General features: G+C 59.3%; 16 protein-coding genes. 8 read left to right on the top strand and 8 right to left on the bottom strand.

Annotated features, from left to right (window positions below):
- On the top strand, window positions 1-789 hold a 789-nt coding region (locus AB1Z34_RS03185; protein WP_367157885.1), incomplete at its 5' end, for an IS1249 family transposase.
- Here AB1Z34_RS03185 and AB1Z34_RS03190 read toward each other — a convergent pair.
- Both AB1Z34_RS03190 and AB1Z34_RS03195 read right to left on the bottom strand, forming a co-directional pair.
- Window positions 737-1,762 carry an alanine racemase gene (locus AB1Z34_RS03190; RefSeq protein WP_367157886.1) on the bottom strand — a complete coding sequence of 342 codons (1,026 nt, stop codon included), beginning with the start codon at window positions 1,760-1,762 and terminating at the stop codon, window positions 737-739. The two genes, AB1Z34_RS03185 and AB1Z34_RS03190, sit on opposite strands and share 53 nt — an antisense overlap.
- 81 nt (window positions 1,763-1,843) lie before the next feature.
- Complete coding sequence (locus AB1Z34_RS03195; protein WP_016422979.1) at window positions 1,844-2,008, bottom strand: hypothetical protein; 165 nt, start codon at window positions 2,006-2,008, stop codon at window positions 1,844-1,846.
- Window positions 2,009-2,251: 243 nt separating this feature from the next.
- On the opposite strand from AB1Z34_RS03195, the gene dnaE reads away from it, so the two are divergent.
- From dnaE to AB1Z34_RS03210, 3 genes are all read left to right on the top strand, one after another.
- A complete protein-coding gene (gene dnaE / locus AB1Z34_RS03200; RefSeq protein WP_016422978.1) occupies window positions 2,252-5,809 on the top strand; it encodes a DNA polymerase III subunit alpha in 3,558 nt (1,185 codons plus the stop codon).
- A gap of 56 nt (window positions 5,810-5,865) precedes the next feature.
- A complete protein-coding gene (ilvA, locus tag AB1Z34_RS03205) occupies window positions 5,866-7,161 on the top strand; it encodes a threonine ammonia-lyase IlvA (protein WP_049190440.1) in 1,296 nt (431 codons plus the stop codon).
- A gap of 106 nt (window positions 7,162-7,267) precedes the next feature.
- Complete coding sequence (locus AB1Z34_RS03210; RefSeq protein ID WP_367157887.1) at window positions 7,268-10,948, top strand: hypothetical protein; 3,681 nt, start codon at window positions 7,268-7,270, stop codon at window positions 10,946-10,948.
- On the opposite strand, the gene treZ is transcribed toward AB1Z34_RS03210, so the two are convergent.
- Complete coding sequence (gene treZ / locus AB1Z34_RS03215) at window positions 10,945-12,861, bottom strand: malto-oligosyltrehalose trehalohydrolase (RefSeq protein WP_258225321.1); 1,917 nt, start codon at window positions 12,859-12,861, stop codon at window positions 10,945-10,947. The two genes, AB1Z34_RS03210 and treZ, sit on opposite strands and share 4 nt — an antisense overlap.
- Window positions 12,862-12,999: 138 nt before the next feature.
- Here treZ and AB1Z34_RS03220 point away from each other — a divergent pair, with 138 nt between their 5' ends.
- The gene (locus tag AB1Z34_RS03220) at window positions 13,000-13,692 is read left to right on the top strand and encodes a YigZ family protein (RefSeq protein WP_284797210.1); all 693 of its coding nucleotides are present in this window, start codon (window positions 13,000-13,002) and stop codon (window positions 13,690-13,692) included.
- 6 nt (window positions 13,693-13,698) lie between these two features.
- Here the strand turns inward: AB1Z34_RS03220 and AB1Z34_RS03225 are convergent, their stop codons facing one another.
- Window positions 13,699-14,445, bottom strand: coding sequence for a helix-turn-helix domain-containing protein (locus tag AB1Z34_RS03225; RefSeq protein ID WP_016422973.1), 747 nt, complete (start codon window positions 14,443-14,445; stop codon window positions 13,699-13,701).
- A 161-nt stretch (window positions 14,446-14,606) separates the two neighbouring features.
- Between AB1Z34_RS03225 and AB1Z34_RS03230 the strand changes: the two genes are divergently transcribed.
- Both AB1Z34_RS03230 and AB1Z34_RS03235 read left to right on the top strand, forming a co-directional pair.
- Window positions 14,607-14,843 carry a hypothetical protein gene (locus AB1Z34_RS03230; protein WP_172620238.1) on the top strand — a complete coding sequence of 79 codons (237 nt, stop codon included), beginning with the start codon at window positions 14,607-14,609 and terminating at the stop codon, window positions 14,841-14,843.
- Window positions 14,844-15,236, top strand: a complete 393-nt coding sequence (locus AB1Z34_RS03235; protein WP_284797209.1) for an RNA-binding S4 domain-containing protein — start codon at window positions 14,844-14,846, stop codon at window positions 15,234-15,236.
- On the opposite strand, the gene AB1Z34_RS03240 is transcribed toward AB1Z34_RS03235, so the two are convergent.
- The 3 genes from AB1Z34_RS03240 to AB1Z34_RS03250 form a co-directional block, all read right to left on the bottom strand.
- Window positions 15,184-16,350 carry a GTP pyrophosphokinase family protein gene (locus AB1Z34_RS03240; RefSeq protein ID WP_284797208.1) on the bottom strand — a complete coding sequence of 389 codons (1,167 nt, stop codon included), beginning with the start codon at window positions 16,348-16,350 and terminating at the stop codon, window positions 15,184-15,186. The two genes, AB1Z34_RS03235 and AB1Z34_RS03240, sit on opposite strands and share 53 nt — an antisense overlap.
- Window positions 16,340-18,802: a malto-oligosyltrehalose synthase gene (treY, locus tag AB1Z34_RS03245; protein WP_016422970.1), complete on the bottom strand. Its 2,463-nt coding sequence runs from the start codon at window positions 18,800-18,802 to the stop codon at window positions 16,340-16,342. Before treY ends, AB1Z34_RS03240 begins: the two co-directional genes overlap by 11 nt.
- Window positions 18,803-18,915: 113 nt before the next feature.
- Window positions 18,916-20,559 (bottom strand): exonuclease domain-containing protein, encoded by a 1,644-nt coding sequence (locus AB1Z34_RS03250; protein WP_016422969.1) that lies wholly within the window; start codon window positions 20,557-20,559, stop codon window positions 18,916-18,918.
- 323 nt (window positions 20,560-20,882) lie between these two features.
- Here AB1Z34_RS03250 and AB1Z34_RS03255 point away from each other — a divergent pair, with 323 nt between their 5' ends.
- Window positions 20,883-21,125 carry a HigA family addiction module antitoxin gene (locus tag AB1Z34_RS03255; RefSeq protein WP_005510305.1) on the top strand — a complete coding sequence of 81 codons (243 nt, stop codon included), beginning with the start codon at window positions 20,883-20,885 and terminating at the stop codon, window positions 21,123-21,125.
- A gap of 172 nt (window positions 21,126-21,297) precedes the next feature.
- On the opposite strand, the gene glgX is transcribed toward AB1Z34_RS03255, so the two are convergent.
- Complete coding sequence (glgX, locus tag AB1Z34_RS03260; protein ID WP_049193987.1) at window positions 21,298-23,439, bottom strand: glycogen debranching protein GlgX; 2,142 nt, start codon at window positions 23,437-23,439, stop codon at window positions 21,298-21,300.
- Window positions 23,440-23,704: the final 265 nt, after the last annotated feature.

The following is a 23,704-nucleotide window of genomic DNA, read 5'->3' on the forward strand; positions in this document are numbered from 1 at the left end:
AAACACGAAACCACCCGCGACTACCAACTGCTGCTTGAACGCATCGAAGCCCCACTCATCGCCGTCATCGACGGCGGCCAAGGCGCATACAGCGCAATCAAAAAGTGCTGGCCCACCACGAAAATCCAGCGCTGCCTCGTCCACGCCCAACGCGTGGTCCGCCGCTACACCACCACCAACCCACGCACCGATGCCGGGCGCACCATCTACCGACTTGCGCTGAAACTGACCCGGATCACCACCCTGGACCAAGCAGCAGCATGGGGTGCACAACTGCACGAATTCTCCACGATCTACCGTTCCTGGATGGACGAGAAAACCACGGTCAAAGACCCTAAAACAGGTACATGGACCCGCACGTGGACACATCACAACGTGCGCAAGGCCTACAACAGCCTCAACCACCTCTGGCGCTCCGAACTGCTGTTTGTCTACCTCACCCCACCAGAAGGTGTGCTGGAGAAAAACCGGATTAAATCCACCACCAACAGCCTTGAAGGCGGCATCAACTCCCAGATCAAACTACTTGCCAGAACACACCGCGGCAGATCAGGCGAACGACAACGCCGCATGCTGGATTGGTGGCTCTACTTAAAAACCGAACTGCCTGACGATCCAGTACGAATCGCCAGGCAGTCCGACTGGGGCCAGGGCCAACTCGCCAAAGTATCCACCCTGACCCAAACCGAGAACCAAGCCGACCACGAAACAGGACGCCCAGCCCTCTACGACAACGCTATCGACACCGACTACACCCACTCAATCGGCATTCAAAAAGGCCAAATCTAACCCCCGCGACACGCCGAGCCAGACACACATTTTGACCCTTAACCCGATAGTTATCGAAGAGGGTTGGTGCCAGGAACCCCGACCCCGCCGCTGCCTCGGTGACTGCGGCCTCGGCGCACGTCGACTCCAGCGACCCCGTGCCACCACCGTTGACAAACTCCAGCGGCCCCGCCACTTTCTCGACTGCAGCGACAACCTTCGCGCGGCGCTTTGCCAATTCCTTCTTTGAGACGGCCTGCATCACTCGAATTGCGCGCGCACGCAGGGAGTTTCCGGCATCGCCCACTCCGGCAATGTGTCCCTCATACATCATGATTCCCGCCAGCTGCAGCTCCGGACGGGCAATAATCTGCTTGGCAAACGCCGCTGCCTGCTTCGGCGAGAACAGGCTTGAGCGCAGCGTACCGATATGCACGCCGGGGAGGGGACGAAAGGATGCGTCGACGTCCATACACACGCGGATTGGCGCATTTTCGCTTGCCGACGACGCCAGCGCCTCTAGATGCTCGGGACGGTCAACCATGACGCAGATGGCGGCACGCGCTGCATCATCGTCGGCAAGCTCTGAGATAGCGCGGGCGTCAAGAGTTGGGTAGGCGACGACGATGTCGTCACTAATGCCTTCTCGGAATAGGTACAGCGCCTCTGCCAGTGAATATGCCAGCACGCCCTGGAAACCGGGGAAGGCCAGGGCGTGCGAAATAAGCTGTGGAATGCGAATCGATTTCGAGGCCACGCGGATAGGCATCCCGTTTGCACGGCGGAGCATATCGCGGGCATTGGCTTCGACCGCCGCGAGGTCGACGACGACTGCAGGAAGGGAAGTGCAGTTAAGCAGCGTGTCGGTAGCTAGTGGCGGGCGGGCTGTCTGGGACGTCTGCGGCGGCAGCGCCTCGGGTAAATGAGACGTCGGTGTCGGAGCCGGGCGGGATGTACCCGAGGACTCCGGGGCAGAAGCTCGAGAAAGTTTCATGCCCTAAAACGTAATCATTGAAAACCTGTACTGTCTTTGATTTTGAAAAGAAAGTCAGAATTTTCCAGGTCTGCGCTTTTTTTAGACCAGCCAGCTGTAGCGGGCGGCATCCATGTTGGAGGTGATGACATCGCCATCGATGAGGTAGCCGGCGGCAACGGGGCGGCGGTCGATGGTTGCAAGAACCTCGTCAAGCTCGGGCTTGGGGAAGTAGGTGAAGTGGCCATCGGAAAGTGGTGCGAACACTGTATTGCTCCTTTGGTTCTTTGCTCGAGGGCGGTGCGTTTCTTTGTGGCCGCGAGGAAATATGAGGACTTCCTCACGAACTGTGATGTCGAGTATTGTCAACTGGTTTTGAAAAGTAAAGGAAAAGTAAGAGTGATGTTGCACACGTCTTTAGCTATAACTGTGCAGGCATAAGGGGCTGCTTCATTTTGGGTGTTCGAAGGAATCTTGTTCAGTCCGGGGGATTGTCTACAATCTGGACTCATGGCTAACTCCTCCTTCGTGCACCTCCACAATCACACCGAGTACTCCATGCTCGACGGTATGGCGAAGATTGATTTGCTTGCCGACGAGGTTGCGCGACAGGGAATGCCTGCGGTCGGTGTCACCGACCATGGCAATATGTTTGGCTCGAATGCGTTCTATCGGCAGATGAAGTCCAAGGGCATCAAGCCAATCATCGGCATTGAGGCATATATGGCGCCGGAGAGCCGTTTTAATAAAAAGCGCATTCAGTGGGGTGAACCGCATCAGCGTCGAGACGACGTCTCGGGTCGCGGTTCCTACTTGCACCAGACCATGTTGGCTGCGAATGCGCAGGGCCTGCGGAACCTGTTCTACCTGTCGTCGATGGCGTCGTATGAGGGACAAATTAGTAAGTACCCGCGTATGGATGCCGAGTTGGTGGCAGAACGCGCCGAGGGCATTATCGCGACCACTGGTTGCCCGTCGGGTGATGTGCAGACGCGTCTGCGCCTGGGGCAGTTCGACGAGGCTCTGCAGGCCGCCGGGATGTGGCAGGACATCTACGGCAAGGAAAACTACTTCCTTGAGCTGATGGATCACGGGCTGGATATTGAGACCCGTGTGCGCAGTGAGCTACTGGAGATTGGCCGGAAGCTGAACCTGCCGCCGCTGGTTACGAATGACTGCCACTATGTCACCCGTGACCAGGCCAAGGCTCACGAGGCCATGCTCTGTGTGCAGACGGGTAAGACGCTCAATGACCCGGACCGTTTTAAGTTCGACGGTGACGGCTACTTTATTAAGTCCGCCGAAGAAATGCGCGCGACCTGGGATCACCTAGTCCCGGGTGCCTGCGATAACACGCTGCTCATCGCAGAGCGCGTTGAGGACTACGACGAGCTGTGGGAGGAGCACCCGCACGATCGCATGCCGAAGGCGGACGTTCCGGAAGGGGAGACGCCGACGACATGGCTGCATCACAACGTGATGGAGGGGCTGCGCAAGCGCTTTGAAGGGCGCGAGGTACCGGAGGAGTACATCCGGCGCGCGGAGTACGAAATTGAGGTGATTGACGGTAAGGGCTACCCGTCGTACTTCCTTATCGTGGCGGAGTTGATCCGCCATGCCCGTGAGGTGGGCATCAAGGTCGGTCCGGGGCGTGGTTCCGCTGCCGGTTCTTTGGTTGCATACGCGACGTGGATTACCAATATCGACCCGATTGAGCACGGTCTTCTCTTCGAGCGATTCCTGAACCCAGAGCGTCCGTCCGCGCCGGATATCGATATCGACTTCGATGACCGCCGCCGCGATGAGATGATTCGCTACGCGGCAGATCGCTGGGGCGAAGACAAGGTGGCGCAGGTGGTCACCTTCGGTACGGTGAAGACCAAGCAGGCTCTGAAGGACTCGGCGCGTGTGCAGTTCGGTCAGCCGGGTTACCAGATTGCAGACCGCATTACTAAGGCGCTGCCACCTGCGATTATGGCTAAGGACATTCCGCTGAGCGGCATCGTCGACCCGGAGCACCCACGCTACGGCGAGGCCGCCGAGGTTCGTCAGCTTATTGAAACCGACCCGGATGTGGCTCGAATTTACGAGACAGCCCGTGGTCTCGAGGGCGTCGTTAGGCAGACCGGCGTGCACGCTTGTGCCGTGGTGATGGCGTCGGTGCCACTCTTGGATCACATCCCGATGTGGAAGCGACAGGCTGACGGCGCGATTATCACTGGCTGGGACTATCCGGCGTGTGAGGCCATCGGTCTGTTGAAGATGGACTTCCTGGGGCTTCGAAACCTGACGGTTATCGGTGACTGTATTGAGCACATCAAGTCCAACCGAGGCGAGACAGTTCTGCTCGATGACCTTCAGACCGATGATCCAAAGGTCTATGAGCTCCTGTCACGTGGTGACACCCTCGGCGTGTTCCAGCTCGATGGTGGCGGAATGCGTGAGCTGCTCAAGCGCATGCAGCCAACGGGTTTCGACGACATCGTGGCATCGCTGGCGCTGTACCGTCCGGGGCCGATGGGTGTGAACGCGCACTTTGACTACGCGGATATTAAGAATGGTCGCAAGCCTTATAACGCCATCCACGCGGAACTGGATGAGCAGCTGAAAGAAATCCTGGAAGAAACACACGGCCTGATCGTGTACCAGGAGCAGATCATGAAGATCTCGCAGAAGCTGGCGAATTACACCGCGGGCCAAGCAGATGGTTTCCGTAAGGCCATGGGTAAGAAGAAGCCCGAGGTGCTGGCCAAGGAGTTCGTGAACTTCGAAGGCGGCATGTTGGAGAATGGTTTCTCCAAGGATGCTGTCCAGAAGCTGTGGGATATTATTCTGCCCTTCGCCTCGTACGCGTTTAACAAGTCTCACGCGGCGGGCTACGGCCTGGTGTCCTACTGGACCGCGTATCTGAAGGCCAACTACACCGCTGAGTACATGGCGGCGCTGTTGACCTCGGTGGCGGATGATAAGAACAAGCTGGCTATTTATCTGTCGGACTGTCGCCACCTTGGCATTAAGGTGCTGCCGCCGGATGTCAATGAGTCGGGTATGGACTTCGAGCCGGTCGGTGAGGATATTCGCTTCGGCCTTGGCGCTATCCGCAACGTCGGCCATGATGTGGTCGCGTCGATTGTGAAGACGCGCGAGGAGAAGGGCAAGTTCACGTCGTTCTCGGACTACCTGGACAAGATTGAGACGCTGCCGTGTAACAAGCGCATCACCGAGTCGTTGATTAAGGCCGGCGCTTTCGACTCGCTGGGGCACCCACGAAAGGGCCTTGCGCTCATTCACGAAGAGGCCATTGACTCGGTGCTGTCGACCAAGAAGGCTGCAGACAAGGGACAGTTCGACCTGTTTGCGGGCTTCGGTGGGGAAGAGGACACCGGATCGGAGAGCATCTTTGAAATCCGTGTGCCGGATGAAAAGTGGGATCGCAAGCACGAGCTGACCCTGGAACGAGAAATGCTGGGCCTCTATGTCTCCGGTCATCCACTCGATGGGTTCGAAGAATCGCTGGCCGCGCAGACCGATACCGCTTTGACCACGGTCGTCGGTGGGGAAGTCGCTAACAACACCGAAATCACTATTGGTGGCATTGTCTCTAGCGTTGACCGTCGCGTGAATAAGAACGGCCAGCCCTGGGCGATTATCGGTATTGAGGACCACAACGGCGCGCGCGTGGAAGTTATGGCTTTTGCGAGAACCTACGCGATGATTGCCACCAGCATTGCTGAAGACGCCATCGTGCTTATTCGTGCCCGCGTTCAGTACCGCGATGACCGCATGAGTGTGGTCTGTGATGACCTGAAGCTGCCGGATCTTGGCCGTAATGGCTCCACTTCGGCGCCGCTGCGTCTGACCATGCGCACTGATCAGTGCACTCCGGAGATGATTGCCAAGCTGAAGTCAGTACTGCTGGACAACCCAGGCGACTCCGACGTTTACCTCAAGCTTGTCGACGGCGATTCCCACACCACTTTGGTTCTCGGCGAGCACTTGCGGGTCGACCGGGACGCCAGCTTGATTGGTGATCTGAAGGCGACGATTGGGGCCAGCATTTTGGGGTAGCTTATCGTGGCCCTGATTGTCGCAACCGGTTGTATGACCGAGTAGAGTCATAGCTCATGAGTGAGAATTCTGTGCCTGCTTCCCAGACCGAACGCCGACTTGTCCACGCGGCCGATATTCAGATTGCGCAGGCACGAATTTCTTCGGTTATTGCGGCCACTCCGCTGCAGTTCAGCCCACGTCTTTCCGAAATCACCGGTGCTAAGGTATTCCTCAAGCGGGAAGACCTCCAGGACGTGCGCTCGTACAAGATTCGCGGTGCCTACAACGCCATGGTTCAGGTCACCGACGAAGAGCGAGCAGCAGGCGTCGTTGCGGCATCTGCAGGAAACCACGCTCAAGGCGTGGCATATGCCTGTCGTCAGCTGGGTATTAAGGGGCGCATCTATGTGCCCAATGCCACGCCGAAGCAGAAGCGCGACCGTATCGCTTACCACGGCCGCGATGCCGTTGAGATTGTCGTTGTCGGGGACTCCTTCGATGAGGCCGCCGCTGCGGCGCGTGCTGACGCACAGCGCACTGGTGCCACCATGGTGGAGCCATTCGACTCCTTCAACACCATCGTCGGACAAGGCACTGTCGCAGCTGAAATTATTGCGCAGCTCTCCGGTCAGGGGTTGACTCTGGATACCATCTGCGTACCGGTCGGTGGCGGTGGTCTGCTCAGCGGTGTCACCTCTTACCTGTCGGATATGTCGCCGAACACCCAGGTCATGGGTGTGGAACCTGCGGGTGCGGCCTGCATGCGCGCAGCCCTGGAGAACAACGGCCCGATTACGCTGGGGCACACCGATCCGTTCGTCGATGGCGCCGCGGTGGCCCGTTTCGGTGACCTGCCATGGCACATCCTGGAGGCCAACCGCAACCGCGTTCATCCGATGATTGCGCCGGAGGGCGCGGTCTGTGAGGCGCAGCTGGATCTCTATCAGAACGAAGGGATCATCGCTGAGCCGGCCGGTGCGCTGTCTGTGGCAGCTCTGGAGCAGATGCAGTTTGAACCGGACGAGGTTGTTGTCTGCATCATCTCGGGCGGTAATAACGACGTGCTGCGCTATGCCGAGATCATGGAGCGCTCGCTGGTCTACCGCGGCCTCAAGCACTACTTCCTGGTCAACTTCCCGCAGAAGCCCGGCCAGCTGCGTATGTTCCTCAGCGATGTTCTCGGCCCGGATGACGACATCTCGCAGTTCGAGTACCTCAAACGCAACAACCGCGAAACTGGCGCGGCTCTTGTCGGTATTGAGCTACGTCGTGCCTCTGACCTCGAGGAATTGCTGGCGCGCATGGATGCCTCGCCGCTGAAGTGCCGCCGACTGGTACCCGGCACACCAGAGTATGACTTTTTGACCTAGACTTGCTGGGTCCAGCTGGGAAACCTCCGAGGAAGTCCTCCCAGCTCCGTTAATTAAATGAATCTTTTCGAGCAAGCTTTGTAGCGAAGGGGAGCGTCCACCCACTATGACTGGGGCAAGCAGTGTCGACCAGGGTGTCCGAGTGGAAAATACCGTGATTGTCGAAATGTGGCTGGCTGCCGCAGAGCAGGACCTGGCCACCCGGATTCCAGGGCTGTTGGAATCTGCCACACAGGCCAAAGTTGAGCCACTGTTTGTCTGGTCAGGGCTGGCGATGGACGAGGTTGAGCGTATCGACCGCTTCCTGGGAACGCTCCTGGCCCATCATCTGGCGGGCGGTACTGCCGCCGATATTGAAGCTGCGAAGAGTGTCGTTGACAATCACCCGCTGGTCACCCTTGCCTCGCTGGTAGGACGCGCCGCGCGTGTTGCGTCGGCAAGCGAAATGTGGCTGGACTGGCCAGCCGCTCTGCAGCTGGATCCAGACGCTGACACTACCGGCGCGCTCATCAAGCACCTCGCCGCCGCAGTGCCGACAATGCTGGCCAATGCTGGTTTGCCTAACGACGTCGACAGCAGCCAGGCCGACGCGGATCCGCTGCAGCGGGCAGCGCAGGTGCTTCTGCTGCACGCGGGTGTGCAGCTATCAGTGATGCCACTGATTATCGAGCGCTGCGAGGAACTTGCCGGGGTAGCGGAGCTATCCGACCCTTCATCAAATGACTTGGTACAGGCGCTCTCGAAGGTTCACCCGCTGCTCGAGGAGCTGCTGACCGAAATCGCAGAGGCGGAAGATGGTGTCTACCCGCTGGCGCTGCGTCAGTTGGCCAGGACGGCACCTCGTCAGGCACACAAGTTGTTTAAAGCAACCCTCGGCTACGCCATTGCCACCGCTGCCGATCCGGCCAACTGGGAGGCCCGGGAAGAACTCGGCCAGCTCGATGCGGGGCTGCCGCCCATGCTGGTGGCCGCTGCGCGTGAAGAGCTGCGTATGCGTCCGGCGGGTACTGCGAATCGTCGTGAAGCCGTGGGCGTGGTGGCAACGACCGGCCGCCCGCAGCTGTACTTCGATGAGCTGACGCAGACCGTTGGCGTACAGCTACCGACGCCGCTGGATCCGGCGGGACGGACCTGGCGTGTCACCTTCGGCGGCACGGTAGCAACGACGCCGGTGGTGGGCCTGCAGGATTCGCTGCCGCGTCCAGTGGTGACCATCGATGAGCCGGTGCGCGATGTGCTGGTGGAAATCGGCGATGAGAAGCACTGGCGAGTCCCCGCGATTAGCACTGAGGACCCGATTCTCATTTTCGGTGCCGACGGTCAGTCAGTCACAGACAAGGTCTCGCTACACTCGACGTCCGCTACGGTGGTCTACCCGGTTGATGCCACACTCGTTGACCCCGTCACAGGCGCTGAGGTGCCATTGCTATCGGACCCGCGCCCATTTAACTGGGAGCTGTGGCAAGTCGCTGAGATCGATCTCCGCGATGTTCATGCAGTTCAGGTTCGTCGGTCCGGGGCGGCCGGCGAGGTTCGGTCGGCATCCCCGCAGCGTCAACCGCGAATGACCATGCCTCACGCGCGTCTCGACGGCACGGTGTCTGCCTACGGCACCCCGGTTTACGCCGGTGGTCCGGTCGCTGTGTTCCCGCCGACGCTGTCCGGTAAGGACGAGTCCTGGCGTGCTATCGTCACCGATTTTGGTGGATATGGTGCGTTTACCACGGATTCCGTCATGGTCTATGACCTCGAGGTACCCGCCGCGGGTGGCGAGGTTGAGATTCTTACCGATGACGATTACCCGTGGGTCGGCGAGTTCGTGGTTCGTCTGGTCAATCCGCGTGGCCGCAGCTTCCAGAAGCACTTCGCCATTGCGGAGCAGGCGGACCTCACGATTACTTACAGCGGTGGTGGAGACGGCTTCCGCATCCCAACCATCGACGGGCTGAGCCCCGCTGACATCCGCGTTGTTTCCGGTGACAAGCCGCTTGACGCCGAGCCCGCTATCGTGCGCCTCGGGGCGGACGAAGTCACAGGTACCGTCGAGCTTTCCACCGAGGAGGGCGCATGGCTGCAGTTGCAGGTCACGCCAGGCACGCTGCAGTTTGAGGTTCCGCTTGCCGACGAATCCGTCGCCCGCCGCACCACTACATTGGTCACTCGCCCGAAGCGTGTCGATGCCTTCGGCAAGATTGTCGTCAATGCCCCGGGCGAGCTGCGCCATGCGCATATTGCAGTTTCCAGCGGTGAGCGCGACATCTGTCGCGTCCCCATCAAGCGTTTCGGCGATACTGGCTACGCGGAGTTCGGCAAGTTTGCCGACCGTATCTCCCTGCTGAAGGCCTTGCGCATCAGTTTGGACTGGACACGTGTGACGGGACGGAAGCGCCTGTCTGTACCACTGGTGGAGGCTTCCTCCCGCGATGCCATCCGCCAGATTGCCTTCAACGATGAAGCCACTGACATCATCGAGGTTGATGTCGCTGACGACGTTTCGCACTTGCCGATGACCCTGTGGCTCTGGGCCGCCGGTCAGCCGTGGCGCGAACCCGTCGCCCTGGAAGTCGTAGAGGGCGAATGCGAGCTTCCCGCCGAACTCCGCGGCCTCGGCCCATTTGTCGCGCAGGTGACTCTCGGTGTGGAAAAGGAACGCCACCCGCAGTGGCCGGCGGCCGGGTCGACCATTCTGAATCATGTCGATGATGCAGAGGCTATCGACCTCGATGGCGAGGACACCGATCCCGTTGCTCGCGCGCAGGAACTGTGGGGCGAGCTAAATCAGGATCAGCTCGCACGTTTGTGGACGCTACTGGCGACCTTGCGGGCTGGTCGTGCAACCGACATGGCGCAGGCGAATCCGCTGCTGGCCGCACCTAGGTTGGGTGCGATCTTGTGTGCCGAACCACGCGCCGGTCTGGCAGCGTTGAACCGTTCAGTCATCGCGCTCGACGATCAGCCGGGTATGTTTATCGCCTCCGGACTCGTGCTGGGAGACTTCAGCGCTACTAAGCCAGTGCCGGGGCGTCGCCGTGTGCCGTGGCTCGGTGCATTGGCAGCATTGGCGGATCTCACTGATGAGAGCGTGGACCGTTCTCGTCAGCTGGACTACCTGCGCACAACTGGTGGCCAGGGACTGCTGGACATTGCTGCCAGCGGCCAGGACACCACCCTGGAGTCCGCTACTATCGACCAGAGCTCGGTGCAGATTACCTCGCTGCCGGAAGCACAGGCCAGCGCTATTCTGTCGCAGGTCTTTGATCCTTACCGCATGGTCCCGGGTCCGCTGACCGACGATGACGCTCGCTTCACCGCAATCTACGAAGTGGTACGCAATCGTGCTGAGATTGTGGAATCCGGTGTCATGACCCAGCTTGCCGCCGCCTCTCGAGTGTTGTTTAAGACGGTGTCGAAGGCGTCTCCACGACTGCGCAAGGCGGTCAATGTGCGCTTCCACAAGCTCGACGGCATCGATGCGGATGATCCTTCGCTGCACTGGACTCTGGTGCCGGGAACGTCACTGCTTATTGCAGTGGCTGCCCGCGTATTGGCTCGTACTCAGGTTGAGAACTCTGATGCCAGTGTCGCCGCTGTCCGTGAGCTGATTCCGATGTGGGCTCAGCTGGCGGACCTGGTTCCGACGTTGGTGATGAGCGATATTCTCATCGCAGACGCGTTGGTGGCTCACGTCCTCCACGGTGATGTCACCGAGTTGCCGTGGCCAGCACCCGAGTCGGGTGCGGCGGATGAGGAAGAGTCCGACACCGAGGCTGAAAGTCCGGCTGACTAGCTGAGCGAGACGACAGCGTAGCCCCACGCTGGAAGCGAGATTTCGGGACCGGCAGCTTCGTCATTGACGATGCTGGCTGCTGCGTCTTCAAAAGTGTGCAGCAGGTGGGCGGAACCGAACTCGGAATCCAGGCTGACGCTGGTTTCGGCGTCGGAGAAATTCGCCACCAAAGCGACAGTTTCAAAGGCATCCGAGTTTCGGGCACCCATTTCGCGCTCATCCTGGCTGCGCACAACGACGAGGCAACGATTGTCCTCGTCATACTCAGTCACCACAGATGCCGACCAGGGAGTGCGAAGCGACGGGTGGGACTTCCGCAGCGCGAAGAGATCGCGGTAGGCCGCCAGAATAGTGGCGTGCGAGCCCTCCGAGACCTCCTGCCAATTGAGCTTCGAGTGGTGGAAGGTCTCTGGATCCGATGGGTCGGATACCTCCTTCGGATCCCACCCGGCACGGGCAAACTCACGTAGGCGTCCCTCGCGCGTGAGCCGTTGCAGCTCCGGATCTTCATGGGAACAGAAGAAAGCAAACGGGGTAGAGGCGCCCCATTCCTCACCTTGGAAGAGCATCGGGGTGAAAGGACTGCAGGCGATAACTGCTGCCTTTAAAACCTGCTGCGCCGGAGTGAGGTTCATCGACGGACGGTCACCGACAGCGCGGTTTCCCGTTTGATCATGTGTGGTCGTGTACGTTACGAAAGCATGCATGGGCTGTACAGACAGGTCGAAGAGACGACCATGAGTGCGACCACGGAACGTCGACATTGTGCCCGTATGCCAGAAGCCAGTTTCCAAAGCACTAGCTAGCGCTTCCACCGACCCAAAGTCTGAGTAGTAGGCGTGGTCCTCGCCAGAGACCAGCGTGTGCAGTGCATGGTGGACGTCATCATCCCACTGAGCGTTGAGGCCAAAGCCACCTGCAGCGCGCGGGCGGACCAAACGCGGATCATTCTGGTCGGACTCTGCAATCAAAGAACGCGGAATACCAGTCTCGGCTGCGACAGTGTCTGCGACAACCTGCATCTGCTCCAGAATGTGGAATGCCCCCTCGTCATGCAGGGCATGGACCGCGTCCAGACGAAGACCGTCGACGTGGTAATCCACCAGCCATTGGCGCACTGCATCCAAAATATACGCACGCACCTCATCAGAGTTGTCGCCAGTGAGATTGACAACCTCACCCCAACCCGTCGAGCCACCAGCGGTGTAGGGGCCGAAAAATCCCACATAGTTGCCGTCTGGACCAAAGTGGTTAAAGACCACATCCAAGATGACAGCCAAACCCTTTCGGTGGCACGTATCAATCAGCTTCTGTAGACCCCGCGGGCCACCGTAGCCCTCGTGCACGCTGTGCCAGGACACACCGTCATAGCCCCAATTACGGTCACCACCGAAAGGCTGCACTGGCATCAGCTCAATATGTGTTACCCCCAGCTCAATCAGATGGTCTAGATGTTCCACCAAACCTTCGAAATCACCAGAATCGCTGAAGGTGCCCACATGCAGCTCATAAATCAGACCTCCTGGCAGAATCCGGCCCGACCAGGCCGAGTCCTTCCACTTATAGGCACCCAGGTCAACGACCTCGGAGAAACCATGCGGACCATCCGGCTGCGACTGGGAACGCGGATCTGGCAGCGGTATTGTCCAGTCACCGACAGCGGGGGAGGAGTGGTCCCCCGATTCGTCGTCAGGCGCGCCGTATCCCGCATGTGCCCGCAGCGAAAAGGCGTAGCGATCCCCCGGTGTGCGAGCCACATCAGCTTCAAACCAACCAGAGTTGGCGCCGTAGTCATCGGTCGCGTCAGCGATGGGATGCATATCAAAAATCGCCGGCGCGTCAGGATTGCCCAACAGCAGACGAACTTCGGAAGCGTACGGGGCCCAGACTCGGTAGTTGCTCATGGGCACCATGGTAGGTCAGTCAGCGGATGGGCACAGGGAAACGTTTTCGAACACCGCGGATTCGAGGGGAGTCAAAGGTGAGGTCGAGAAAAGTACCGAGCGGCGGTGATTGGGTGTGCACGAAGCCCATACGCAACAATGGACACTATGACCACCGAGCCATCCACTTCGACCGAAGCGACGCAGAACCAGCGCGACATCGAGCTGATTGTCCCCGCCGGCGGTGACATCGTCACGAATGAAATCGAGATTAAGAAATCTCGCTTCATCACGTGGATCGCGCGTGCCGACGACGAAGACAGCGCCCGAGAGGTCATCAATTTGGCCAAGGCGGAGTACCCGGATGCTCGCCACCACTGCAGCGCATACATTCATGAGGTCGTCGGAGGGAATCGGGTGGAGCGATCTTCAGATGACGGTGAACCTGGCGGCACGGCAGGGCGCCCGATGCTCGATGTGCTCCAGGGCTCTGGAATGACGAATGTCACCGCCGTAGTGATCCGCTATTTTGGTGGCATCAAATTGGGCACGGGTGGGCTTGTGAGGGCCTACTCGGATTCGGTCTCAGAGTGTCTAGAAAAAGTCACGCGCATGCGGCGCGTGCAAAGAGCCTTGAGAGTAGTGAGTGTCTCCGCCGCAGATGCCGGTCGCATCGAAGCGGAATTGCGTGCTCGTGGTTATGAGATCGTGGAAACGAGGTGGGGCCAGAACGTGGAGTTTTCGATCGCGGTGACTGCCGAGGGGATTGCCCAGCTTGACGGCGAAATGCAGGCGCTGACTAAGGGAGCTAGCGAGCCGTCTACGGACGGTGGCGAAATCTGGCGGGAGCTGCGCGCCTAACAGCCACTAACCCTGGTTCGGGGACTCCTCGCCGTTGTGTGCGCCGCGATGGCGCTTGAGAATTTCCACCAGTTCGTCCTTATTTTCCGCAATCTTTTCCGGCCGGCCGAAGACGCAGACTGCGGCGACAGTAGCACCGTCTTCCTCCACTGCGATAGAGACACCGTCAACGCCACCGCCTTCGGCAATACCCGGGGCAGCACAGACGCCGGTCTCAGCGATTTCCCCGGCCTGGCGGAGGAAATCATCCACATAGACCTGGTCTTCCGGCCGCGCGGAGTTCAGGTAGGACCACAGTTCGCGCTTTTCAAACCGACTCATCAAAACCCAACCTGCAGAGGTGCGCAGCAGTGAGCGCGGCAGGAAGTTCTCCGTCAGGTACTGGTAGCGCATGGATTCACCGACGGTTTTGAGGTAGAAAAGCTTGCCACCAACCGGCAGTGCCAGCACGGTAATCAAACCAGTTTCGTTGTGAATCGCCTCGAGCTCAGCCGTCGGAACGTTGACCATGCGACGACCGGCCATGACATTGAGCAGAAACGGCGCCATGCCGAGCGTGTAACGCTTGTTGGACTCGTCAAGGTAACCTGTCACAGTCAGACCATTGACAAGGCCCTGCGTGGTACTGAGCGGATAGTTCAGCGTGTGGGCGATGTCAGTGAGGGTTAGCCCTTCGTTAGAGCGCGCAACGAGTTCGAGGATCGCCGCAACGCGGTCGACCATGCGGTGGCGGGGGCGGACAGTTTCTGTCATAGGACTAACACTAGCAATCAACCTACGCCATTGTGTTAATTACCTACTCAAATAGGAATATCTAGCAGGTTTGCTATAGCTGTAGAAATTTTTCCCGAATTGTACGCCCTATCGACCTATGCGATGCGTCAGGGCGACCAGAACGCTCTAATATGTACTCCATGAGCTATCTTCAGCCCCAACCTCAGAACCCCATTGAGCTCCGTAAGAACGCGGTGCGAAAGTACTCCCGCAATGCCGTTGTGTGGGCAGGCAGCGGTGTCGTCGGCGGTGCAGTGCTCGGACTTCTAGCCGGAAGCATGTCCCTATTCCTCATCCTGGCAGTAGTCGGCCTGGTCGGTGGTTTTCTCAATTGGCAAAAGGTTCAGCGGATTGTGAACTACAAGGATCCGCAGTAAATGCCTGCTCAGCAGCAATTGTCTACCGAACCAGTGCGTATCGATGCCTGGATTTGGGCGGTCAGGTTGCTGAAAACTCGCTCATTGGCCGCAGATGCGTGCCGTGGCGGCCACGTCAAAGTCAACGGCGAAGCCGTGAAACCCTCAGTTCTGGTCGTCCCCGGGGACAGAGTGCGACTGTGGGCAAACCACCGCGAACACGTTGTTGAGGTCACCAAGACGGTGAAGAAGCGGGTCGGAGCTCCGGTGGCCAGGCAGTGCTATATCGACCACTCTCCGCCACCGCCTCCGAAGGAGATTCTCGCATCGATGCCGACGCGCGACCGCGGTGCCGGGCGGCCTACGAAGCGCGATCGCCGTCAGCTCGATCGTCTTCGGGGACGTCGCTCATAGGCATCCCGGCCTCCGCTAGTTGCTGCAACCGTGCGCGCAAACGGGCTGGTCGACGCTTCGGGTTATGGCTGGTATCCGCAGTGGCCTTGATGTGCTTTTCACCGCGAGCCGCTAGTAATAGGTCATCGATAACACGCACATGACCTGGGGTAAAGCGGTACTTCATGGCCTTGCTTACCGCGCTGAGGCGCTGCGGATTAAGTAGCTCTCGCAGCTGCCCGACAGTGCGGATGCCATTGCGCTCCAGCAGTTCTTCTGCCCAGCCGTAATGCTCTGATTTCGATCGGGGCGCATCTGGAAGCAGCATCGTCAGCACGCCGGGTAGGGTTTCCTCAGTCACCACAATGTCATCGGCTGTGGTCTTTGCCGGAGCTGAGGGCTGTTTGCCCTCTCCCTGCGCGGAATCGTCCGGCGTGGATTCCTCCAGCACGGCAACGACTTGGTCGAACTGCTGATCCGCGAGCTCAATAAGGCCAGCGGCCAGCGCAAAAGCTCGATCAATCCGCGGGTCTGTCGCTCCCTCAGGGGCCTTATAGCGAATATCGTGCTCAAATTCCGCCCACGCATGCTGCAGCACAGTGCGCAGTTGCACCTCAAACTGCATATCCGCATATGGAGCTAGCTCTGACGGCGCCGCCGTCGACACCTTGCAGATCAAGTGCTGGGAGCCGTATCCCAACCGGCCGCTGATTCGTGTCTCCGCGGTTTTGTCAATCCTACGCAGCACAGTCAGCGAATCTCCCAGCGCATCCATGATCGCGGGAATCTCCGTCGAATGGTACGTGGTTACACGCACACCGATGATGTCGTGGATATCGTGCCACGGGTCAGGGTAGACGTAGCTGCCATCCGCTTCACGACGCAGGGCCTTCTGCCGCAATGAGCGGAAAGACTTCACCCGCGCCGTGACATTGTCAAAGGCCAAACCGGCATCGGAGAGAATTTCTTTAATCGCATCGACAAAGTCCTGCGCGGCAGTGGGGTGCCGAGTTGCCCACGAGTCGTACTTCGACTGCAGCGCACGTGTAACCTCTCGATCCTCCGCCAACTGAGCCTTGCGGGTCTGCTCGCGGGAACCGTCGGCAAGCGAATCCTTCATTCGATTAATCGTCATCGTCCTCGCGTACCAGCAGTGCTACTGGGAAGGAGCTGAACAGAGAAGCCACGGCGATGGTGCCGGACCAAGTATGGCCAGTGAAACGGTCGGTCCAGAATCCCTTGGGAAGTGTCACTGTAGTGTCGCCCCAACCGCCTTCGCGCTGCAGTCCCAGCGGACGGCGCGTCACCAGCGCGATAACATCTTCCGGCTCGCCCTTCGGTCCACGTGCCGCGCCGACCAGATGACGCTCGCCGACACCGACGGCGAATACTGGCTGGTAGGCACCGCCGACGAAGGACTCCGGGCGTTCCGCACGCAGCTTCACTCCGTGGTGAGTCACCATCAGCTTTGCGACGTCCGCATCGGCATCCGTAAAGTCCTCCGGCAGCTCAGCTGGGTGCTCTGGACTCTTAGTTACCGACGTGACCTCATCGCGAGCAACCTTATCCAGCGCCGCGACGCGCGCATCGTAGTCGACGAACCGGCGGTTGTCAGGATCAACCAGGGAGTCCTCTGTGAACTCCGTCCCCTGGTAGGTATCGGGGATGCCGGGGCCGACAAGCTGGAGGAGCTTGCGCGACAGTGACGTGGTCAGGGCAGCTGGCGCAATGGAGCGGACGAACTCTGTGATGGAGTCGGTCAGGGGGCCGTCGAGAAGCGCGTCAATCCAGCTGCGGATGCCGAGTTCGAACTCCTCGACCGGCTCCGTCCAGGAGGTGTGCACATCTGCCTCGCGGATGGCCTTAATGGCGTAGTCGTGGAGGCGTTCGCGCAGTTCATCGGTAATCACGCCGTCGGTCGGCCAGACTCCGATGATGTTCTGCAGCAGGAAGTAGCCGGTGGCATCGTCCGGGGCGGGGGTGATGGCCATCCAGTTGCGGACATTTTCAGCCCAGTCGCCGGAGACATCGGAGAGCTGGAGAATGCGGGCTCGGACATCTTCGCCGCGCTTGGTGTCGTGCGTGGACAGCGTGGTCATGGTTCGTGGCCAGAGGCGAGCACGTTCCGACTGCAACAGGTGGAACTCCGCCGCCGACATGCCGTAGCGACCCAAATCACCGCCGACTTCGTTCAGGCTGATCAGGCGGCAGGCGCGGTAGAAGGTGGTGTCTTCGACACCCTTTGCCATGACCGCACCACAGACCTGCGCGAACCGCGTGGCGGCCTCACCACCGGCTACCAAACCTGCCGAAATGAGGTCGAGGGCAAAGACACGCGAGGGGAAACGCGCTGCCATTTCACCAATGACCGTGGAAGCCACTCGCGACAGGGAGACATAGTCCGAACGATAGACAGGCATGGCAGCGACCAGCTTGCAGATGGTGTCGATAAGTACCTCATCGCTGACGCTGGTACCGCTGATAGACCAGTTATCGCGGCGCAGGGCACGTGCTAGACGACGGACTTCTGCAGCCAACTCGTGCGCTGCGACATCGTGCTTGAGGGCCTGCGCAGTTGCCTGCACGGCAGTTTTGTCCCAGGTCGAGCCGGACTGCTGCAGAGCCAACATGCTCATGGCGTCTCGGGAGTCGCGGTTGACGAAGACATTGTCGAACTCACGCAGGGCGTCGTAACCCGTGGTGCCGTCAACCTGGAGCCTCGGATCCAGTGGCTCTTCGGCACCCAGAATCTTCTCGATAACCAGCCACTTGTCATCGCCGAGTAGACGGCGTAGCTCACTGAGGTATCCGAATGGGTTGCTGAGGCCATCCGGGTGGTCAATGCGGACACCGTCAATGATGTCCGCTGCCAGCAGCTCGCGGATGATGCGGTGTGTGTGCTCGAATACCACCGGGTTTTCCTGGCGGATGCCGGCCAGACCGTTGACGCTGAAGAATCGACGGTAGCCAATGACCCCGTCCTTCCAGTACATCAGGCGATAGGCCTGGCGATCATGTACTTCCTGCGGGGTGCCGTCCTCGGTGCCCGGGCGCACCGGGAATGTGTTGTCGTAGTAACGCAGAAGTGGCTCGTCACCAGACGTGTCGAGCTCCAGCTTGTCGATATCCTCCGGGGAGCCCAGAATCGGCAACCCCATCTTGCCGTTGGCACCGTTGTCCTCGTGCCAGTCGATATCGAAGTATGGCTCGAACTGAGAATCCTTGCCATAGGTCAGAACGTCCCACCACCAGGCATTGAGCTTAGGCTCCTCAACACCGAGGTGGTTCGGTACCAGGTCGATAATGATGCCCAGACCGGCCTTGTGCGCCACCTGCGCGAGCTTCTGCAGCTCTTCCATGCCGCCGAGCTCCGGGTTCACCGTCGTCGGATCGATGACATCGTAGCCATGGTTAGACTCCGGTACGGCGGTGAGGATAGGCGACAGATACAGGTGTGAAATTCCGAGGTCTGCCAAGTAGCCGACCTGTTCAGCCGCGTCAGCGAACGTGAAAGCGCGCCCGTTTGGGTCGGCCTTGGGGCCACGGAGTTGGAGACGGTAGGTGGACGTAATTGGTCGGCGACTCATGTTCCCCTTTATACCGCCCACCAGGAAAAGCTGCTGCCTGACCGCTGTGGCAGCAGCTAGCCCCAGAGTCTGCGCCTGCCGTCCGAATGCGAATTTCTTCTCGTGAACGTGGCCTAGAAGGGTGGCATTCCGTCATCGCCGGGCAGGGAAGTAGAACCGAACAACGGAACCGACTCACTGGAGTTGTTTCCGGCGCTGGCGCTAGGTGTCCCTTCCGCAGTGTCTCCTGCTTCGGACGCGCCATCCTCTTCCGGATTCAGCCCGAGTGCGGTGAAGAGCTCCTTCTCAGTCCAAATCTGGATTTCCTGGCCTTCGGCCTGCAGCTGTCGAGCCCTCTTCTCCTTCGACGTCACCGAATCCCACGGACCGGCGACCAAAATTGTCGTCTTCTTCGTGACACCCTTATTGATATTCGCACCTGCAAAGGCGATCTTATCCCACAGAAAGCCCTTGTCATACGGGGCAAAATCGCCGGTCAGCGTCACCCGCTGCTGGTACAGCAGGCCGCTTGGATCCGCGTCCGGATTCGGGTCTGGAATGGTGTCCGGTGTCTTGGCCGCATCCCACTTCGCATTGCGACGCGTCCGACGTGACGGCGCGGAACTGCCGGATTGCGCACCAGCACCAGTACCAGTTCCCGCGTTGGTCCCGGCGCCAGTGCTGGCGACACCAGCCGGGTCATAGCGCACCATCCGCACTCGTCCACTGCCAATCTGGCCCAAGCTCAGCGAGACCTTCTGGCTCAAATCAGCCACCGATGTTGCGCGCTGCTGCTCCATCAACCACAGCGCTACCTCAGCACATGCGACCGCATCTGCCGTCGCATCATGATGATTCTCCAGCGACGCCCCCGCGGCCTCCGCCAACGTCGGCAGCTTCAAATTGGGCAGCCCCAACTGCATCTGCCGAGCCCACATATAAGTACACGCAAAATTCAACTTCGGCGCTGGAATGCCTTCCGCCCGGCACGCCCGCGACAGGGCAGTGAAATCAAACCGCGCATTGTGAGCAACTACGTCCAAATCCCCAACGACGTCAACAAACTTCGCCAGCTGCTCCGGAAATGACGGCTCACCGGCCACATCCGCCGCCGTGATGCCATGAATCGCGACATTGGCTTCATCAAAATACTCCAGCCCCTTTGGCGGACGGCACATCCAGGAATAACGCTCCGTCACCTTCCCGCCACGCACGACCGCAACGCCAAGCTGAATAATCGAGCCGGTGTCTTCGTTCGCTGTCTCTACATCGAACGCCGCAAACGGTGCGATGTCCGACGCCGCAACCTCATCCCCCGTAGGAAGCGGTGCAAAAGGCACAGACTGCTTTACGACGTCGCCCGCGCCCTCAACCACACTCACGCCTTCGGTGACCGCCGCACGCTGTGCCACCCACGGCATCAACGTGGAAGTAAAAGCATCTGCTGAGTTGTAGAACTCCGGATTCTTGGCCATCTCCGCCACGAGGTCTGCCAGCAACTGCGCTGCTGCCTGACGATGAGGCATCACACGGGCCTTTGGCAAAGCTACTCCGAGGTCCACCGTGCCGGGGAAAAAGCGGTTGGCCGGAGTGTAGACACCGTTTTTACTTGCCGATGCGACCTCCGCAACGTCGGCAAGCGGGAGGGGCTTCGCGGGGTCGGTGCTAGCCGTGTTGATGGTGTGGGTAAGGCGGAGCCCATCTGCGGTAATAGTCACCGTGTCGCCTGTGAGCTCGAAGACGACGGCGGACTCGGAGGATGGCGTGGTCGTAGTCATGCACTAGATGGTAGCGCCGATGGCGGATTGAGCCCCATAGAGGCTGCGGTACCTGCGGTTCTCGCCGAGTACACATGGCTTCCGACAATGTGGAAATGCCCACAAAAATAGGAATATTTATGGAGCGTTCGGACAGTGGGGGTGTCTGTACCCCTGAAAACCACATGTTTTGGGGGGTTAAATGTCCGGATGCATTTTGAGCGGGCGCTCCTTATACTTTTCGACGAACGGCGGTAACTGGTCGTTCGAGCTTTCGAGCTCAAGCGTAGGGCAAAGCGGAAACAACGTATGCCAGTGAAGCGATGAAATAAGGAGTAAACATTTTGAGCACGCATCCTGTGCACCCTGGTTCTATCTTGAACGATAATTTCCTCGAGCCGCGACACCTCTCTATCTACCGACTGGCTCTTGCCATCGGCGTGCCAAGCTCAACTCTGGAGCGCTTTCGCACCGGCCGCACTGCGGTCACTACTGACCTCGCAAATCGACTGTCCGACTACTTTGACACCGAGCCGGAGTACTGGTTGAACTCTCAGGCGGAGTTCAATATGCGCGCATCTGCGTAAGAAGACTTCACGCCAGCTCGGCTCCCGCAGTGCTGTGTTGACCCAAACCCTGTTTTGAGTTGAACTCAGAGCCGAAAATCCCCTGTCAGTGGAAGAAAAGCCTTCCGCCGACAGGGGATTTTTGTGTAGGAACCAACCCAGGCCCAGGCCCCTACACCCAACGCGGACGCGGCTAGTGTCGCTCGATCAGCACGATGGTAGAACGGGCTGGCACGCGGAGCTCGCCTTCTGGCTCAACGATGCGCTCGCGGGTCGGGCGACCCGTGATCTCTGTGGTGTCGATGATGACTTCCCAGCTGTGTGCGTATTCGGTGCCCGGAATTTGGAACATGATGTCCTCGTGGTGGGCGTTGAAGCACAGCAGGAAGGAGTCATCCTCAATCCTGTGACCTCGGCGGTCAGGCTCAGTGATGGCATCGCCGTTGAGCCAGACCATCAACGACTTGCCGAAGTCGAAGTTCCAGTCATCGGTCGTCATGACACGACCCTCATAGGTCAGCCAGGCAATGTCACGATCGTCGGTTTCCGCACCGAGCGGGCCACCGCGCAGGAAGCGGCGGCGTCGGAAGACTGGGTGTTCCGCACGCAGCTCAGTCAGGAACTGGGTGTATTCGACCAGTTCAGAGTTGGTGCGAGTCTGATTCCAGTCGACCCAGGCCAAACGGTTGTCCTGGCAGTAGACGTTGTTGTTGCCCTTCTGGCCACGTCCCATTTCGTCACCGTGGCTAATCATTGGAGTGCCCTGGGACAGTAGGAGAGTGGTCAGGAAGTTACGACGCTGGCGAGCGCGCAGCGAAATGATGCGCTCGTCGTCGGTCGGGCCTTCCACACCGCAGTTCCAAGAACGGTTGTGGGACTCGCCATCGCGGTTGTCCTCGCCGTTGGCCATATTGTGCTTCTCGTTGTAACTGACCAAGTCATTGAGGGTGAAACCGTCATGCGCGGTCACGAAGTTAATCGACGCAGTTGGGCGGCGGTCATTGTTTGCATACAGGTCCGAGGAACCGGTGATACGTGAAGCGAACTCGCCGAGCGTGGATGGCTCACCGCGCCAGAAGTCGCGGATGGTGTCGCGGTACTTACCGTTCCATTCAGTCCACTGCGGTGGGAAGTTACCGACCTGGTAGCCACCTTCGCCGACATCCCACGGTTCTGCGATGAGCTTGACCTGGCTGACAATCGGATCCTGCTGTACCAAGTCAAAGAAGGCGGAGAGTCGATCGACATCGTGGAATTCTCGAGCCAGGGTGGAGGCCAAATCGAAGCGGAAGCCGTCGACATGCATCTCGGAGACCCAGTAGCGCAGCGAATCCATAATCAGCTGCAGCGAGTGTGGGTGGCGCACATTCAGGGAGTTACCGGTACCGGTGTAGTCCATGTAGTGCTGGCGATCGCCTTCGACCAGGCGGTAGTAGGCCTCGTTGTCGATGCCTCGGAAGCAGATGGTTGGGCCCATGTGGTTGCCCTCGGCGGTGTGGTTGTAGACCACGTCGAGGATGACCTCAATGCCCGCATCGTGAAATGCGCGCACCATGCCCTTGAACTCGCTGACTGCGCCACCTGGCTTTTGGGAAGCCGAGTAGTCCTGGTGCGGTGCCAGGAAGCCGAAGGTGTTGTAGCCCCAGTAGTTGCGCAGCCCCTTTTCGCGCAGGTGGTCGTCCTGGAGGAACTGGTGGACCGGCATCAGTTCGATAGCCGTGACACCAAGGTCCTTGAGGTAGTCAATAATCGCCGGATGCGCGAGACCGGCATAGGTACCACGTAGCTCCTCCGGGATATCCGGGTGAGTCATGGTCATGCCCTTGACGTGGGCCTCGTAAATCACGGTCTCGTTGTACGGCGTGCGAGGTGCGCGGTCAGCGCCCCAGTCGAAGAATGGGTTGATGACCACGGAGGTCATGGTGTGTCCCAGGCTGTCCTCGGTGTTGCGCTTCGAGTGGTCATGAATGTCATAGTTGAACAGTGATGGGTGACCGTCGAATTCGCCGTCGAAAGCCTTGGCGTATGGGTCGACCAGCAGCTTGTTGGGGTCGCAACGCTTACCGTTGGCCGGATCGAATGGGCCGTGTACGCGGTAGGCGTAGCGCTGGCCCGGCATGATGGACGGGATGTAGCAGTGCCAGATATGCGCATCGACTTCTTCCAACTCAATGCGTGTTTCTTCGCCTTCGGCGCTAATCAGACAAAGCTCAACCTTTTCCGCAACGTCGGAAAAGAGTGCAAAGTTGGTGCCAGCGCCGTCGTAGGTAGATCCGAGCGGGTAAGGCTCACCCGGCCATACTTGATAATCGCCGACTGTATTTGCTTGGTTCATGTGACTACCTTAACCGTTTTGTAAAAAACATGAGCCTTTTTCGGTCCCGTGTGGGCGCGCCATCCGTCCCATCTGTCGAGCGCACTTCGCAAAAACGACCCCCAAGGAAAAATTCGAGTCGAACGATTAAGAGCATAAACTTCGCGTGAAAATAAGTATTTAACCCTGCAAGTGGGCAATTTGACACTCTAAACGCACCTTGGCGGGCGCCGAATCCCCAATATTCGCGGTCACCAACGCGCGAAGATCCCCAAAGGCCTTTACT

The sequence above is a fragment of the Corynebacterium sp. 045007 genome (assembly GCF_040743205.1).
Classification (GTDB): Bacteria; Actinomycetota; Actinomycetes; order Mycobacteriales; family Mycobacteriaceae; genus Corynebacterium; species Corynebacterium jeikeium_D.